General features: G+C 71.1%; 14 protein-coding genes and 3 pseudogenes. 10 read left to right on the plus strand and 7 right to left on the minus strand.

Features of this window, described 5'->3' with window-relative positions; all coding sequences use genetic code 11:
* The first annotated feature begins 282 nt into the window (after positions 1–282).
* From TU30_RS23770 to TU30_RS23780, 3 genes are all read left to right on the plus strand, one after another.
* Complete coding sequence (locus tag TU30_RS23770) at positions 283–1761, plus strand: DUF445 domain-containing protein (RefSeq protein ID WP_042173358.1); 1479 nt, start codon at positions 283–285, stop codon at positions 1759–1761.
* Between the two features lie 374 nt (positions 1762–2135).
* Positions 2136–3296 (plus strand): peptidoglycan-binding protein, encoded by a 1161-nt coding sequence (locus tag TU30_RS23775; protein ID WP_063837654.1) that lies wholly within the window; start codon positions 2136–2138, stop codon positions 3294–3296.
* A 284-nt stretch (positions 3297–3580) separates the two neighbouring features.
* On the plus strand, positions 3581–3931 hold the full coding sequence (locus tag TU30_RS23780) for a hypothetical protein (RefSeq protein ID WP_042173363.1): 351 nt from the start codon (positions 3581–3583) through the stop codon (positions 3929–3931).
* Positions 3932–4150: 219 nt separating this feature from the next.
* Here the strand turns inward: TU30_RS23780 and TU30_RS23785 are convergent.
* Positions 4151–4775: pseudogene (locus TU30_RS23785) on the minus strand (ATP-dependent endonuclease).
* A 164-nt stretch (positions 4776–4939) separates the two neighbouring features.
* Between TU30_RS23785 and TU30_RS36585 the strand changes: the two are divergent.
* Together TU30_RS36585 and TU30_RS23795 are read left to right on the plus strand one after the other, a co-directional pair.
* On the plus strand, positions 4940–5407 hold the full coding sequence (locus TU30_RS36585; protein ID WP_234307967.1) for a GNAT family N-acetyltransferase: 468 nt from the start codon (positions 4940–4942) through the stop codon (positions 5405–5407).
* Positions 5408–6111: 704 nt separating this feature from the next.
* Positions 6112–6549 carry a nucleotidyltransferase domain-containing protein gene (locus TU30_RS23795; RefSeq protein WP_234307968.1) on the plus strand — a complete coding sequence of 146 codons (438 nt, stop codon included), beginning with the start codon at positions 6112–6114 and terminating at the stop codon, positions 6547–6549.
* Positions 6550–6777: 228 nt separating this feature from the next.
* On the opposite strand, the gene TU30_RS23800 is transcribed toward TU30_RS23795, so the two are convergent.
* Positions 6778–7227, minus strand: a complete 450-nt coding sequence (locus tag TU30_RS23800) for a hypothetical protein (RefSeq protein WP_042173367.1) — start codon at positions 7225–7227, stop codon at positions 6778–6780.
* Positions 7228–7467: 240 nt separating this feature from the next.
* Positions 7468–7884, minus strand: a complete 417-nt coding sequence (locus TU30_RS23805; RefSeq protein ID WP_042173369.1) for a DUF1761 domain-containing protein — start codon at positions 7882–7884, stop codon at positions 7468–7470.
* 1281 nt (positions 7885–9165) lie between these two features.
* Between TU30_RS23805 and TU30_RS23810 the strand changes: the two genes are divergently transcribed.
* The 4 genes from TU30_RS23810 (at position 9166) to TU30_RS23825 (ending at position 12075) form a co-directional block, all read left to right on the plus strand.
* The gene (locus TU30_RS23810) at positions 9166–9882 is read left to right on the plus strand and encodes an aspartyl/asparaginyl beta-hydroxylase domain-containing protein (protein WP_234307969.1); all 717 of its coding nucleotides are present in this window, start codon (positions 9166–9168) and stop codon (positions 9880–9882) included.
* A gap of 356 nt (positions 9883–10238) precedes the next feature.
* On the plus strand, positions 10239–10502 hold the full coding sequence (locus tag TU30_RS23815) for a hypothetical protein (RefSeq protein WP_042173372.1): 264 nt from the start codon (positions 10239–10241) through the stop codon (positions 10500–10502).
* Complete coding sequence (locus tag TU30_RS23820; RefSeq protein WP_234307971.1) at positions 10502–11392, plus strand: cytochrome P450; 891 nt, start codon at positions 10502–10504, stop codon at positions 11390–11392. The genes TU30_RS23815 and TU30_RS23820 overlap by 1 nt, the downstream gene beginning before the upstream one ends.
* A complete protein-coding gene (locus tag TU30_RS23825) occupies positions 11389–12075 on the plus strand; it encodes a bifunctional 2-polyprenyl-6-hydroxyphenol methylase/3-demethylubiquinol 3-O-methyltransferase UbiG (protein WP_042173376.1) in 687 nt (228 codons plus the stop codon). The genes TU30_RS23820 and TU30_RS23825 overlap by 4 nt, the downstream gene beginning before the upstream one ends.
* Here TU30_RS23825 and TU30_RS23830 read toward each other — a convergent pair.
* On the minus strand, positions 12072–13418 hold the full coding sequence (locus TU30_RS23830) for an MFS transporter (RefSeq protein ID WP_078878465.1): 1347 nt from the start codon (positions 13416–13418) through the stop codon (positions 12072–12074). The genes TU30_RS23825 and TU30_RS23830 overlap by 4 nt on opposite strands.
* 128 nt (positions 13419–13546) lie before the next feature.
* On the opposite strand from TU30_RS23830, the gene TU30_RS23835 reads away from it, so the two are divergent.
* A complete protein-coding gene (locus TU30_RS23835) occupies positions 13547–14560 on the plus strand; it encodes a DUF5937 family protein (protein WP_042173378.1) in 1014 nt (337 codons plus the stop codon).
* Positions 14561–14722: 162 nt separating this feature from the next.
* Here the strand turns inward: TU30_RS23835 and TU30_RS23840 are convergent, their stop codons facing one another.
* The 3 genes and pseudogenes from TU30_RS23840 to TU30_RS23850 form a co-directional block, all read right to left on the minus strand.
* Positions 14723–14953 carry a DUF397 domain-containing protein gene (locus TU30_RS23840; RefSeq protein ID WP_042173380.1) on the minus strand — a complete coding sequence of 77 codons (231 nt, stop codon included), beginning with the start codon at positions 14951–14953 and terminating at the stop codon, positions 14723–14725.
* Positions 14954–15583: pseudogene (locus TU30_RS23845) on the minus strand (DUF5753 domain-containing protein); the annotation flags it as partial.
* Positions 15584–15696: 113 nt separating this feature from the next.
* Positions 15697–16233 (minus strand): annotated as a pseudogene (locus tag TU30_RS23850) (transposase); the annotation flags it as partial.

Consider the following 16233-nt stretch of genomic DNA (forward strand, 5'->3'; position numbering starts at 1 on the left):
TTCCCTGGAATCTCCCTGGCGTTCCCCGGAGGCCCACCCCGGGCACCCTTCTGCTGGATCCCCCTGATTTTTCCCCGAGTTCTCCCCGAAGCCCGGGCGGGGCCCCTCCGAACCCCTGGTCGGAGCGTTCGTCGGGGTGTTCTCGGGGCACTCTCGGGTGACGGTCGGGCCGTCCAGGGGACAGACGCCGGGAACTCCTGTTCCGTTCCGGGAGTCGGTCGGGAAGGGACAATGTGTGAAGGATCACCGGACAGGCGGAGCGGACGGAGCGGGGCGGAACAGATGGAACCGATCGAGCGGACCGGGCGGAGGGGAGAGGTGAGCGGCACCGACACCCCGGGCAGCACGGACGGCCCGGGTGCCACGGGCGCCCCGGGAACCCCGCGCGCCACCACGGACACGGCCCCCGCCGAAGGCACCGGCGACGCGGGCACCCCCTCCGCCGGGGGCGGACGCACGGAGGCCCGCTCCCGCCCCGGTGCCGTCCCGCACCGCGCGATGACGACGTTCAGCCCGGCGGACGAGGAGAAGCGGCGCGGAGTGCGCCGGATGAAGCTCATCGCCACCGGGCTGCTGCTGTTCGTCGCCCTGGTGTACGTCCTCGCCGAGTGGGCGTCCCACGCGGGCGCCGGCGCCTGGGCGGGCTACGTCGCCGCGGCGGCCGAGGCGGGCATGGTCGGCGCGCTCGCCGACTGGTTCGCCGTGACCGCCCTGTTCCGCCACCCCCTGGGCCTGCGCATCCCGCACACCGCGATCATCCCCACCAAGAAGGACCAGCTCGGCGTCTCCCTGGGTGACTTCGTCGGCGAGAACTTCCTCTCCGGGGACGTCGTCCGCGAGCGGCTGCGCTCCGTCGGCATCGGCAGCCGGCTCGGCGCCTGGCTGGCGGTGCCCGAGCACGCCGACCGGGTCACCGCCGAGCTGTCGGCCGCCCTGCGCGGCGCGCTGACCGTCCTGCGCGACTCCGACGTCCAGGCGGTGGTCGGCGAGGCGATCACGCGCCGCGCGGACGCCCAGGAAATCGCGCCCGGCATGGGCAAGATGCTGGAGAAGATCGTCGCCGACGGCGGCCACAAGAAGGCCGTCGACGTCGTCGTCGCCCGCGCCCACGACTGGCTCGTGCTGCACGGCGACTCCGTGATGAACGCCGTGCAGGGCGGCGCCCCCGGCTGGACCCCGAAATTCGTGGACCGCAAGGTCGGCGACCGCGTCTACAAGGAACTGCTGCGCTTCGTCACCGAGATGCGCGACATGCCCGCCCACCCCGCGCGCGGCGCCCTCGACCGCTTCCTCACCGACTTCGCCTCCGACCTCCAGTCCGACACCGGGACCCGCGCCCGGATAGAACGGCTCAAGGGCGAGATCCTCGACCGCGACGAGGTCCAGGACCTGATCGCCTCCGCCTGGACCGCCGTACGATCCATGATCGTCTCCGCCGCGGAGGACGAGCGCAGCGAGCTGCGGCTGCGCGTACGCGCCTCGCTGCTGTCGCTGGGCGCGCGCATGTCCGCCGACACCAGGCTGCAGGGCAAGGTCGACGGCTGGCTGGAGAGCGCCGCGGTGTACGTCGTCACCACCTACCGGGGGGAGATCACCTCCCTGATCACGGACACCGTGGCCGGCTGGGACGCCGAGCACACGACGAAGAAGATCGAGGCCAACATCGGCCGCGACCTCCAGTTCATCCGCATCAACGGCACGGTCGTCGGTTCCCTGGCGGGCCTGGCGATCTACACGGTGTCGCAGGCGATCGGGGGGTAGGGCGACCGGCGGGGGCTCCGCGCGGGGCGTGGGCCCACGGCCCACGGGGAACCGGCCGGAGTTCGCCCCGTCGAGCAGTGCGTCCGTGGCCGCACGGAGCGGCGTGGACGGCCCGGCCGGCGGCCGCGACCACACACGGTCGTGACTCGCACGGTTGCGATCCGCATGGTCGTGACTCGCACGGTCGCGACCCGCGCCGCCGAGGCCGATGCCTCCGAAGCCGACCGTGATGCGCGTGCCTGACCTGTCGTTATGTCGTTATGCCGTGATGCGGGCGGTGTGGAGGGCCCGCTGTTCCACGGGACGACGGGAGAGACACGTACATGGCGCGGGAACAAGGAGGTCGGGGCGAGGGCCGGGAGCAAGGGACCGGGGTGCGGTTGGCGCGACTGCTCCGACGCTGGTGGGAGGAGGCCGGAAGTCCGTCCGGCGGCACGCGGCCGACACAGCAGGCGCTGGCCGCGCGTCTGGGCGTCGACCAGACGACGCTCCCGCGCTACCTGAATCCGAAGCACACGTCGACCGCCCCTTTGAGGGTGGTCGAGGCGCTGCACGCCCACCTGCGCGCTCCGGCGGTGGAGCTGGACCGGGCAAGGGCGCTGTGCCGGGCGGCGCTGCGGGAGAACAGCCGCCACCGTGCCGTCGACGCCGTAGGCGAACCCGCCGCCCCGGCCGGCCCCACGGACGGGCCCGGTGCGACCGCCGTCCCCCGCCGGCCTGTCGGCCCCCATGAGCCCGTCGGCCCCCATGAGCCTGTCGGCCCCCATGAGCCTGTCGGGTCCCGTGCGACCGCCGACCCCGTTGCCGCCCCCGGGCCAGGGGACGGTGCCCCCGCCGGCACCGCTGCCGCGCACGGAACGGGCGGGCGCGGCAGCGGTACCGGCGGCCCTCGCTTCCCGTGGCACCTGCACGTCCTGGTGGGGGCCGCGGTGGTTCTGTCGTTCGCCGCCGGAGTGCTCGTGCACGAACGCTTCGCCGTCCAGGACCACAGGGCCGTCACGGCGGACGGTCCGGCCGGTGGTGGGGGCGCCGTGGCCGGGAGTGGGGCGCCGTCCCCGTGGCCGCTGCTGGTCATGGGCGAGCAGGATCAGTTCACCCGTGCCCGGGCCCTGCAGAACCTGCTGAACGCGCACGGCCACAGGGTGAGGGCGGACGGCTTCTTCGGGGAGGACACCCGGGACGCCGTCATGGCCTTCCAACGGAAGAGAGGCCTGTCGCCCGACGGCAAGGTCGGCAAGCACACCTGGCCGGAACTGGTGAAGGACGTCAAGCCCGGATCCGGGACCTACGAGGTACGGGCCGCCCAGGAGCTTCTGAACAACGTGGGCCAGGGCGGCACGGTGGTGTCGGGAGAGTTCACCGCGGTGACCGCCGAGGACCTGAGGTTCTTCCAGAGCACACAGGACCTGCCCGTGACCGGCAGGGTGGACGTGGACACCTGGCTGGCCCTGCTGGTGGCGCAGCTCCCGCCCGCCGGAGCCCCTGCGTACCAGAGGTCCACGAGCCCACTGCCCTCCGTGTCCGCGTCCGCGTGAAGAGCGGCACACGCACTGCCCGACCGTCCCGACCGTGCCGCACATGCGTCACATGCCGTGCAGCCCTCCTGCATGAGGGCATAACGGCAGGTCAAGGCGTCGTCAGGCAGGGTGCATCGATGTGCCTCGGCACGTGGTCGGAAACGTCTCCTCCCACCCGGCCCCGCCGGTGATGCTGGTTCTGCGACCGGCACTCCCGGACAGCCCGCCCCGTCGGCGGGCAGCACGTCCAGGGCCTCCCGCCGGTCCGCTTCCTGTCAGCACTCCACCCGAAGGGGTCATCCATGTCTGCTGTCCGCAACACCATCGCCTCCCTCGTGTCCACCGTCGTCCTCGCCGGAGGGCTGGCCGTCGGGGCCGCCGGCCCGGCGAGCGCGGCCACCTGCCCGTCCTCCGCCTCCCCGGTGATCAGCGGGGCGAAGGCCGGCTGGACCCTGAGCTGCTCGGGCGGCGGCGTGAAGGTGTACGGCTGGCTCGAGGACACCCGGATGGACGGCAAGTGCGCCGTGGTCCGCATCAACGCCGGCAACGGCGCCCACCGCACCAAGTCCGCCTGCGGCTCCGGTGCCCGGAAGCAGTTCTCCTTCACCTTCGCCGGGACGGACTCCGCCCAGGTACGCCTGGCCATCGCCTGACCCACAGCACAGGGGACGGGCCACGACGCTCGCCCCCTGTGCCCTTGGCGACGGTCGCGCTCCGACAAGGGGGCGGCGCGGTGAGCACGTTCCCCGCGCCGACCGGTGACGCGACCAGCCGCCCATCGTTGCGGGACGGGATCCCATCCCGGGCCCACTTCTCCCGAGACTGTCCACAGAGCGCCCCCCGCCGGTATCACGGGCAGAGGGGAGGTGGGCTCAGAGGACGGCGAACAGACCGTCGAGCGGGGCGGGGACGCGGTCGGGTTCGAGGGCCCCGACGAGGACGCGTCCGTAGCGGATCTTGCGCCCCTTCTTCGTGCCGAGGAAGCGACGCAACTGCTGCTGCGGGGTGCGGCCCTGCTGCGCGGGCTGGTGCAGGAACGTCTGCAGGGCGCGCAGGTCGCCCTCGGCCCGGACGAGTTCCTCCACCCGTGCCACACCCAGCGCGCGGATCAACTCGTCCTCCAGATCCGCCGCGCAGACGAAGAACCGCTGCGGCCGTGCCGCACCGGTCACCGCCGCCCCGTCCAAGGCGCGGGCGTAGAAGCGCCGTTCCCGCTCGTCGCACAGCCCCGTGAGGCGCAGACCCAGGCCGGGGGACGGCCCGAGCAGGCGAGCGAAACGCCCGACGCTCATCGCCCCGCCCATCGGCAGGACACACACCCCTTCGCCCTCCAGGTCCCGCCCGCGCCGTTCGGCCGGCGCGTCGACGGCCGCTCGGCCCTTCGAGCAGCACGACCGCCCGGACGGCCGACCGTGCCGCCGGCTCCCGCACGGGCTCACCCGGCCCACCGGCGTCCCACCCGATGACCGCCTCCCGGAACGCCCCCATGTCAGCCATGCCACGAGTCTGGTCCCTCCCCAGCCCTTCCGGCACGGATTTTCCGCCGGAGCCCTCGGCGATCTTCTCCCCGGCCCGATCGAACAGCAGGATGAGGGGCCTGCCGCAAGGCGCGGGGAACACGCTGGAAAGGACACGGTGGAGCCGACACGACCGTCCCCTGGGTGAAGCTCGAACTGGACGTCGCAGCCTTCGACGCACCGCACTTCGAGACGTACGTGACGCGGTGCCGCGAGGACGGCATCCGCCTGACCACCCTCGCCGAACTGGGCGACACACCGGAACACCGTCGCAGGCTGTACGCGCTGAACAAGGAGTGCCCCGCCGACATCCCCGGGCGCGGGGAGTTCTACTCGTTCGACGAGTACGCCGAGCGGCGCTTCGAGGCCGCCGGCTACGACCCCCGTGGCATCGTGATCGCCCTGGACGGCGACGAGTGGATCGGCATGGCGGCCACGTCGGTCCGGGAGGGCTTCCTCTTCAACGAGATGACCGGCGTACGGGCCGGCTACCGGGGCCGCGGCATCTCGATCGCCATGAAGACCTTCGGAATGGCCTTCGTCAGGGAGTCCGGAACGAGCACGGTCCGCACCTTCCACCACACCCGGCCAACGCGGACGCGATCGCCATGAACCGCAGGATGGGATACGTGGACGCGGCTGCGGAGGGCTGAGTGCGGATCAGGCCGGGCCTCTTCGCTGTCGGCCCGCTTCAGGTGCCTCAGGACGTGGATGTCCCCTCCGGTGGGACCGGGCGATCCGGAGCGGCGTTGGTCACCGCTCTGCCCGCGAGCGCGGGCACCCACGCCCTGACATCTGACGGCGGCAGCGCCAACAGCAGTAGCAGCAGCACGGGCAATAGCAGCGGTAGCAGCAGCACCCACAGCAGCGGCAGCGGCAGCGGGATCGTGCGCCGGCTGAGAGACCTCGAAACAGCCCGGTGGGCCCGAGACCGCGTGGGCGGACTCCGACACGGATGCCCACGACCGTCTGTCGCACGGGCTCGGCACCGGGGCATGCGGCACGGGGTACGCGGCAACGGGGCCTGCCCCGCACGCCTTGCTGCTTGTCGGGAGACCGGTGGCCCAGGTCTGGAGCACGCCTTGGCGGACAACGCCCCACTCTGCGGCATTCGTCAGGGGCAGGTGGCGGTCTGCCGGCACGTTTCCGGCGCCAGGAACTCGGGTACGTGTTCGGACCGCAGGGCGAAGGCGGCCGACGCCTCATCTTGAGCCTGCGGCGTGTCCCGCCTCGTGGCGCGGGTAGATCTTGCTCTGGTCACGACTGCGCCGGCTGTTCGGTGAGGGGTGTTCGAGGTGCATCGCGACGGTCGGTCGGTGAATCCTCCAGCCGTGCTCTCCCCGGAGAGGGCCGCTGAGATCAGCGAGGTCATCGACCGGATCACACGCTGGGCGAGGGGCCGTGAAGACATCGTCGGCCTGCTCTTGGTGGGATCGTGCGCCCGCAACGCCGCGCGACCGGACTCCGACATCGACGTCGTCCTGCTCAGCACGGATGAGTCGTGGTATCTCCTCGAGGACGGCTGGGCCGTGGAACTCGGGCTGGGCAAACCGATCCGCACCCAGTCGTGGGGGCCGATCGCAGAGCGACGCTGCTCCACGGCCTCCGGCCTGGAAGTCGAGCTGGGCATCGGCTCTCCGGCCTGGGCGAAGACAGATCCCGTCGAGCACGGGACGCATCGTGTCGTCACCGACGGCGCCCGGGTGCTGCACGACCCGGCAGGTGTCCTTGCCGGCCTTCTCGCCGCCTGCTGACCGGCCGGCGGCCTGCCGGCGGGGCCCCCGGGCCGTTTGTCGGGCCGGTGGCCGGGGCCGTTCATGAGGACGACTCCCGGCCGACCTGTGCCACGCTGTCATCCGGGACGAACGGGGGCAGGCACACCTTTGTGCTCCCCGGGCGGTGACCGCTCCCGGCACGTACCCGCCCCGCGCGCACCCGTGCCCCGCGCGCACCCGCCCCGCGCGGGGCCGCCTCGGCGCCGCTCAGTCCCGCGCCGCAGGGGTTCCGCCCGCAGGGGCGGCCGGCGGCGGAGGCTGCGTGCTGAAGGAGAGCCCGGAGAAGTCCCGGCCCTGAAGCACAGGCCCGTACTGGTTGCCCCCGCTGATGCTGTTGCGCACGTCGCCGTCTTCCGTGAGGACCAGCCTCGCCCCTTCGTGCCACTGCCGCAGGCCGGCGTCGAAGTCGGGGTCCAGCGAGGTGCGAGCGGCGAGCGCGGCGCTGAGGGCCCGTGCGCGCGCCTGGTCGTCCGGCGCCTGCCCCAGGGCTGCCAACTCCGGCTCCCCGGTACTGACCTGAGGGGCTTCCGCCGTGTCCCGCCCACGCCGGAACGGCTGCCGCACCAGGGCACTCAGCCCAGCCCACGCCTGCCGCCCCAACTCGCCGCCTGCACCGCCCGCCAGGGCCGCGAGCAGCCCTACTGCTATCGGATCCATGCCGAGCACCCTCCGTGAATGGATGTTCACCATGAGTGGAACGCCTCGGCGGGCGGCCCGGTTCCCGTCGGGGTCCGGTGCGCCGCCCCCTCCGCCCGCTGTCCGGCCGGCACTCCGGGGCCGCCCCGGCGCAGGCCGCGGGCAGCGACGGACGGATCGGATCCCACTCGGCATCGGACGGTTCATGGCGACGTACCACCGCACCATGACCCACGAACCCGGACCTGTGAGACGACAGGCCTAGCGCATCGCGACCAGGACGACGCTGTTGAGCACGCTCGTGATCACGAAGAACGGCGCGTTGAGGATGCCGTAGTAGAGCGGGCGCGGAAAGTTCGGGTTGATGGCGATCTGGAAGGTCATCGCGCCGAGATAACCGACGCCGACGAGGAGCCCGAAGGTCACGGCGTCACCGATGCCGGTGATGTCGAGTGCCTCGACGAGCACGGCGCTGGTCAGGACGGTGACGAGGAGACACACCAGGGGGCCCGCCGTGGTGACCGCCGTCGGTGCGGGCGCCGGCGCGCCCTCGCGGCCGAGGGCGACGGCGTACGGCTTGGCGATCACGACTGCGAACCACACGCCGGCGAGCAGGAACGATGCCACGGCTGCGATCGCGACGGCCAACCAGTCGATGTCGGCGAGAACGGAGAACACGCGCAGACTCCTTGTGAACGAGCGGCCCCTGTGACCGCCGAGGGCACGAGTCTTCGTGGTGTGGAGGACAGGTTGTGTCCGCTTCTCCGGGAGGGCGGGAACGGGAGCGGGGGTGCACGCGCCGGGAGGGAAAGACCCCGGGCGGCGCGAACGCGTCGATCGCCTCACGGTGGTCCCGCCGGCAGCCACCCGCTTCGGCGTCCGGTCCGGAGGCGACGGCTCGATCCGCGCCCACGGCGCGTCGGCCCGGTCCGGCTTGCTCCGCCTGCTGGAGCCGCTGTGTCCGGCGGACGGACCCGAAATAATCGCCGTATGGCGCGTATTCGTCACCTCGCCTCCTGCGCATCATAAGGAAGGGCGCGGCGCCTCCCTTTGCCGGCAATGCGGCCACGGGAACCAAGAGGGTGGCTGATCCTCCCGGCATGCCGTCTTCCCGGCATGCCGTCCTGCGCAGCCGCGACGGTAAGGAGGGCGTCGGCCGCCATTGCGCCCGGTGGTGTCCGCCGGGTAAGGGTCCGCGGTCTTTGGTCCGGCGTCACCGTCCCTGCTGCCGGGGTGTTCGCGGCGTCCGCCGGTGCGCACTGCGGTGGGCGAGGCCCCGCTGCCCGGCCGTCGTGCCTGCAGCGGTCACGGGCGGGCTCCGGACTCCGTCGCGTCGCACGGGAGGCCGGCCGGACCCGCCGTTCGAAGGCAGTGACAATGCCCTCGCCGGATTTTACGGCGACCCCGTCATTGGTGACCGGTAACGCCCGAACAAGCCCAGGAGGCGCCCATACCAGGGATTGTGCGAAAACAAGACACTCTCCTCGGCGAAACGCCTGTGCCGCTGGGTTTCGGTCATATTCACTGCATCGAGCGCGCGCTAACAAGATCGCCTGAGAAGTGCAGGAACGCGAGTCGCTTGTACCTGTCATGCGTCTCGCGAATGATCGCTTCTGTTCGGGCCCGGTGCCGTCCGCCGCGCCAGGTGGGGCGAAGTGGGAGGGCATGTGACGCAGGTGCTGGACGTGGCCGACGCCATCAGTGATCTTCCTGAAGCGGTACCTCTGCGACGGGCTTTCGATCCCGAGCTCTTGCAGAGAGACCTCGACTCACTGGGCGACCGCACGTGGGGTGCTCAGCAGTCGGTCGTGGACGGGGGGAGACCTCACTGATCCAGCGGAGATCGACTGGCGGTGCCTGGCTCTCCGCAGTCCCGCGGGCGACCCCGGCCGCACCGACCCGGGAGGGCCCGGGACCGACGGGTTCGCGGACACCCCGTGGCTCAGGCGCACACCGTACATGGCCGGGGTGCTCGCCTCCCTGCCCACTTCTCTGCGCTGTGCCCGGTTGATGTCCCTGGCCCCGGGAGTGGAGGTCCCGGAGCACCGCGACACGCCGACCGGGTTCCTCTACGGCTTCGTACGGCTCCATGTGCCGATTCGCACCAACCCCGGTGCTGTGCTTCGCATCGACGGCAAGGAGCACCGCTGGCAGCCCGGCCACCTGTGGTACGGCGACTTCAGCCGCCCGCACAGCGTCGTGAACACCGGCAGCCGGCCGCGTGTCCACCTCGTCGTCGACTGCGTCGTCACCCCTGAACTGCTGGATCTGTTTCCCGAGGACTTCCTGCAGCGCGTCCCCTTGAGCGACGTGGCGTTCTCGCGCCCCGAGATACCCCTGCGCCCGTTCGGGCTGGCCGACTTCCAGTGCACGCTGACCGTGCCGCCCTGCTTCCTGCGCCTGGACGAGCCGGTCGCCGACCACGGGGAACGGGACCTGGACGCCCGGGTGGTCGCCAAGCACGGTCGCCTGGTGCTGGACATCGGCGACGGGCCCGACTTCGGCCTGATCCATGTGGGCGGCGGTGAGTTCCGCCTCCAAGGCTGGATCGAGGAACGCGGCATGCACCTGGGGCTTTCCAGCAGTCCCCCGCGTGCCGTCTTCTTCTCACGGCGTGGACGCCACCACCAGAGCGTCGAGCGCCCGGCCCGGCCGGCCCGCCCACCCGTGAGGTAGCACCGGCCCGACGAGGCCACGGCCGGACACGGCCTCAGTCCGTGGCCGCCCCGCCCCGCCCCGCCCCAGAGCCCGCGGGGCGCTTCCCGCTGCACGTTCGGATGCGGCCCGCGTCCGCCCCGACAACCCGGTACCGAGGAGGTGCGCCATGCGCTACCTGCACTGATCTCCCGTACACCCGGTCCCGCCGACCAGCCGAGGAGGACTCATGCGCTACCTGCACTGACGCGGACCACGACAGCCGGTGACCGAGCGGACACCCCGCCGGTCGCCGGCTGTCCCGGGGCGGCGGCGGACCGGTTCGGGCCGCCGCAGCCGACTTCCACCCGTACCACCGATACGCGGGAGAACCGAGGATGGACCTGTTCCGGCCGCTGGACGACGCGACCATCAACGATCCGCAGCCGATGTACCATCGTCTCCGGTCGGCCGAACCGGTCCACTGGTACGCGCCGTTGAGCGCCTGGGTGGTCAGCGGATACGACGACTGCCTGTTCGCCCTGCACCGCACCGACCTCTTCTCCTCCGACTGGCGGCGGCCGGTGCCGAGATCCCCGACAACCTGCTCAGCATCCAGACTCTGGACCCGCCGGAGCACGGTGCCGTACACCGCGTGCTGATGGACGCCTACCGGCGCCAGGACTTCGCCGCCCTCAGGACGAAGCTGGAGGACCTGGCGGACGAACTCCTCGTCAGGCTGTCCGCACAGCCGTCCTTCGACCTGGTCGAGTCCTTCACCGCCCCGCTGTCCTTCGCGGCGGTGGCTGCGCTGTTCGGAGTTCCCGACGCCGACGAGAAGAACATCGTCGCCTGGTCCGAGGCGATCGTCGCGGCCATGGACTCCGGCCTCACCCCGGAAGCCGCCGCCCCCGGAACGCGGGCCCGCGACAAGCTCAGCGAGGAGGTCTCACGCTGGCTCGACGGCGAGCCGGACACCGGTCTGCTCGCGGATCTGCGGCGGGCCGAAGCGGCGCAGAGCATCTCCCGCGACATGATCCTCAACACCCTGCGTGCCATGCTCCACGCCGGGTACGCCCCGACGAGCCGGTTCGTCGCGGCTTCCGCACTGGCTCTGCTGCGCACCCCGGGGGCGTGGAAGGAACTCCAGGCCACCGGCGTGACCGAGAACGCGCTCAAGGAACTGCTGCGGCACTCCGGCCCCGTACAGGCCGTCGCCCGCGTGTGCACCCAGGACGTGGAACTGGGAGGTCGCCTCCTTCGAGGAGGAAGCGACGTGATCCTCCTGATCGCTGCCGCGAACCGCGATCCCCGTCAGTTTCCGCAACCCGACGAACTGGACCTCACCCGCACCCCGAACCACAACCTGGGGTTCGGCTGGGGCGCGCACGCGTGTGCGGGCGCCTCACTGGCCCGCTTGACGTGCGCCGTCGCGCTGGGCGCCCTCCTGCGGCACACCCCGCGGCTGAGGCTCGCCGGAGAGCCGGTCCACTGGCGTCACGCCACCCTGCGCGGGCTCCGCACGCTGCCGGTGAGCGGGGGTGCCGCGTGAGCCCTCTCGGTACCGGTACCTCCTCCGACGGCGGCCCGGTGGCACCGGACGGCAGCCCCGTCGGCCTGTACCGTTCGTTCCCTCCCGGCGGGGAACCGGCGCTCATCCACGGAGCGGTCCCTCCCGGATGCGCCGTACTCGAACTCGGCTGCGGAGCAGGCAGGATCACCCACGCGCTCGTAGACCTCGGGCACCCCGTGGTCGCGGTCGACCAGAGCGCCGACATGCTCGCCTGCGTGCGGGGTGCCACACGCGTCCACGCCGACATCGAGGAACTCGACCTGCCGCGGGAGTTCCCCGCTGTGGTTCTCGCCGGCTTCCTGGTCAACACCATCGTTCCCGGCCAGCGGGAAGCCTTCCTGGCCACCTGCAGACGGCACGTCGCGGACGACGGCGTCGTGCTCGTCCAGCGGACCTCTCCGCACTGGGCCGCGTCATTGCGGCCCGGCCGGGAGCACCGGTCCGGCGAGTTCCTGATCACCGTCACAGAGGCCCGGCTGGAGGACGGCTTCCTGCACGCAGCCCAGGCATGCCGCCGCGGCGAAACGACGTGGACCCACGCGTGGACCGACCTCGTCCACTCCGACGAAGACATGGAGAAGCTGGCCACTTCCGCCGGACTGTTCCTGGACCGGTGGCTCGACGAGGAACGGGAGTGGGCACTGCTTCGCCCCACCGACTAGAAGGCCGTCCCCGCCGGATCCCCGCCGGATCCCCGCCGGGTCACGAAGGCGACCGCTCGGCGGGTGCGTCCGTGTTCCCCGTACTGAACCGACCGGTGCGCCCGTGCGGCTAGAGGCGCACGGGCGCACACCACGACACCGGCCAGTCCCAGGACTCCGGCCCCCGCGACTACGAGGTGAGCGGGCAGGAACTCGGCCGTGGCGCCGGCCGCGGCGAACCCGACGCCCTGACCGATCATGAGCCCCGCCATGGTGATCGTGAGCGCCCTGCCCCGCAACTCCTCGGGCGTGGCGTCCAGCACACGCTGGTCCAGCCCCATCGCGTAGGTGAATCCGAATCCGCACACCACCAGCAGGAGTGTCGCCGGGACGAGCCCGGGGGCGAAAACGAAGAACAGCAACGGCACGAACATCAGGCAGCCGAGCGGCAGCACCAGCCTGACGCGGGCACCGGGCCGCAGCAGCGTCCCCGCCAGGATCTCACCGATCACCGAACCCGCCGGCGCGGCGCCCAGCAGCAGGCCGGTCGCCGTGGAGCCGCCGCCCAACCGGTCGGCGTACGTGGCAGCCAGCGCCTCCGGCGCCACGACGAGCGTCGGCGGGAGCCACGTGAACAGCAGCAAGGGCCGCAGGCCGGGAACAGCGAACACCTGCCGAACACCACTCAACGAGGAACGCGTCACCGGCGAGCGGTCGGGCCCCTGACGAGCCGGCAGCCGCCGGGTACCGAACCGGAGCATCAGCGCCGCGACCCCGAACCCCACCGACGCCAACAGCAGCGCCTGCGTGGACGTCAGAGCGATCAGCAGCACCCCTCCGGCAGCGAAGCCGATGATCTGAGTACTCTGCGACACCAGCCGCAGCAGAGAGCGGCCCAGGACGTATCCCGCACCCGACAGCAGATCCGGCAGGCTGGCCGCACGAGCCCCCTGGAACACCGGGGCAACGGTCCCCAGGACCAGCAGAAGGAGCAGGAGAACAGGGATCGGGGCCGACGGAACGGCCATGAGACCGACGACCGCGCAGCTGACGACCTGGCAGACCACGAGCACGTCACGGCTGGAATACCGGTCGGCGACCGCGGACAGGAACGTGGCGCCGAACAGACAGGGGGCGAAGCCCAGCGCGAAGGTCAGGAACGACAGCAGGGGAGACCTCGTCCGCTCGTACACCACCACCGAGAGCGTGATCTGGGTGGTCGCGTTGCCCAGCGTGGCGACGATCTGCGCGAGGAACATCACGCGGAACTCGGGGACGGCCAGAATCGACCGGCAGGTGGGGGACTTCGCAGTTCCCTGAGGGGCCGCGGCAGGGGAAGAGGAAGGAGAACTCTGCTGTGACATGGCCGCAGCATCACGGGACACGGCGCCACGGCTCAATCGATTCGGACATACTCGAAACCGCCGGGGAACCAGAGGGAGGGAAACACCAGGCGGAGGCAGTCCTCAGGCGGAGGGAGCCAGGAGAGCGTATGGCGGTGCAACTCCTGGTGGAGACCGAGGACCTGCTCCGGTGCCGCTTCGCGCTCTCGCCCCTCTGGGAGACCGTGGCCGCGGTCCGCACCCTCGCCGACCCACGGCGCCAGGCGTACCACCTCCCCTGGGTACGGCAGGTGCGCCCGCTCGTCGACGATGCCGCGCTCGCTCCGCTGCTCACACTGCTGCCGCGTACGGGATACACCCCCGACTTCCTCACACCACCGCCCTCCGGCCCCATGGCGACCTTCGACGACGAGCTGGAGCAGGTGACCGCCACGCCCCTCGCCCAGGTGGAGGCGGAACTGCACCGATGCCTCCACGGGCCTGAACGCGGTGCCCCGCCGGACCGGGACCTCGCCGACCACCTGCTCGGCGACCCCGCGCACACCGTGGCCGAACTCGGCGCCCTGATCCGCCTGTGCTGGAACCGCCTGGTCGCCCCGCAGTGGGCACAGCTGCGCGACCTCCTGCACGCCGACATCGCGTTGCGCTCACAGCAGGTCGCCGCCGGCGGCTTCCAGCACATGCTCGGGGAACTGCACTCCTCCCTGCAGTGGCGCGAGGACCGCCGACTGGTGATCGCGACACCTCACCGCATCACCCGGCGCCTCAACGGCCGCGGCCTGCTCCTCCTGCCGAGCGTCTTCGTCTGGCCGGCCCTCACCGTCGTGGCCGAGCAGCCATGGCAGCCCACCGTCATCTACCCCGCCCGCGGGATCGGCGACCTGTGGCGCTCCACCACGGACACCCACAGCACGAACGCCCTCGAGTGCCTCATCGGCCGCGCCCGGGCCCGCATCCTCAACGGCCTCGACCGGCCCACACCGACCAGCACCTTGGCCCGGACCCACGGCATGAGCCCTTCCACCGTGTCCGGGCACGTCTCCGCGCTGCGTCATGCGGGCCTGGTGCCGAGCCACCGCGTGGGACGCTTCACCTACCACGAACGAACCGCTCTCGGCATCGCCCTGTCCGGCACACCCGGGGAGAGCTCGGGGATGCCGTGACGGGTGGCGTGCGCCGACTTCTCGGTTCGGGGCGGTCATGCTCGTCGGCGGTGCGTCGGCTGTGCTGGTTTCTGGTGACCGCGACCTTCCCCGTCCCCTCAGCCAGACTGCGTCCAGAAAGCGGCTCAGTAGTTCTGAGCCGCTCCATGCCTTGCCGTGGGATCACGATCCGAGCGGGACCTCGAAGCCCCACTCATTTCGAATCGCCTGTACGAAGGGGTGCCAGGCCTCGTATCTCACCGAGACGGCCCGGCCCCCCGCGTTCTCCTTGGAGTCGCGTATGAGCACGCCATGCGTGACATGCGCGCATTCCATGCACTCAGTCGCGTTGCCGCCGCTGTACGAGGACTTGAACCAGTTCAGCTCGATGCCGGGCTGATGGGCGACGGACATTCACAGCTCCTTGCGGGCACGTTGGATCAGGGCGGAGGAAGCCTCCATGTCCAACGCTTGTGCGCGGAGGTACTCGAACGCAAGTCTGTATCGCTCCAGTTCTTCCTCCTGCTCCAGGAAGAGCGAACCGGTGTGGAAGTCGACGTAGACCACGTCGAGAGCTGACTCGGTGCCCCCGAGGATCACGAAGCTGCCGAGCGCCGCGGAGTGGGCGCCCTTGGAGAACGGCAGGATCTGAAGCGTGATGTGTGGGGACTCATTGGCCTCAAGCAGCCGGTCCAGCTGCTCCTTCATCGCCTCCGGTGATCCGACGACCCGGCGGATCACGGACTCGTCGAGGATCGCCCACAGGCGGGGCGGCTTCGGTCGGGTGAGGATCTCCTGCCGCTTCATGCGGATGTCCACCAGCCGCTCGATCTCGGCCTGCTCCAGGGGAATCTCGTTGGCCTTCTGCAGAGCGGTGCTGTAGGCGCGGGTCTGGAGGAGGCCGGGGACGTAGACGCAGGAGAAGTGGTCCTCCCGTACGGCCTCGTCCTCCAGCGTGAGCAGCAGGTTCATGCTCTCTGGGATGGAATCGGCGAACGAACTCCACCAGCCTTGCTGCTTGGCGTCCTTGGCCAGCCGTACGACCTGAGTTCCGCAGAACTCTTCGCGGCCTAGGTCGCGAATCTGTGGGTTGACCTGCGCAAACGCATGCTGCAGCGCCGCCGGGGCGTGTGCCTAGGCGGTTGCGTTGTGCCTGGTCAGGCCGGTGGGGCGGCTTCGAGGATCCGGGGCGGGGCAGGGACCTGGAGCGCTGTCAGGATCGTCTGCTGGGCCTTGGTGACCTCGGTGCGCTGGCGGAAGGTCCCGGCCGGGCCGGTGAACGTGCCGACGTGCAGCCGCTCCAGTTGGAGTCGCAGGTTGGACCAGGTGTCGTCACAGGTCGTCTCGATGATGCGGATCAGCAGCAGGGCCAGCCAGCACAGCAGCACATGGGCGCGTATCCGGTCTTCGAGGCGGTGGTAGACGGGCCGCAGATCGACGATCGATTTCATGTCCCGCCAGCCGCGCTCGACTTCCAGGAGCTGCTTGTAGCCGAGTGCGATGTCCTCGGCGGACAGCTTCGGGTCGGATGAGCGCAGAAGGTACTTGCCGTCCAGGTTCTCCTCGGCCTTGGCCACGCTCCGGTCGATCCGCAGCAGTCCGCCGGGGGTGACGCGCAGGTAGCGATTCAGGCCGGGTTTCGTCGACAGCCTGCCGCGCAACTCGGCGCGCTTGGTGCGGGACAGCTTGTAGGA

It is taken from the genome of Streptomyces sp. NBRC 110035 (genome assembly GCF_000829695.1).
Lineage (GTDB): Bacteria > Actinomycetota > Actinomycetes > Streptomycetales > Streptomycetaceae > Streptomyces.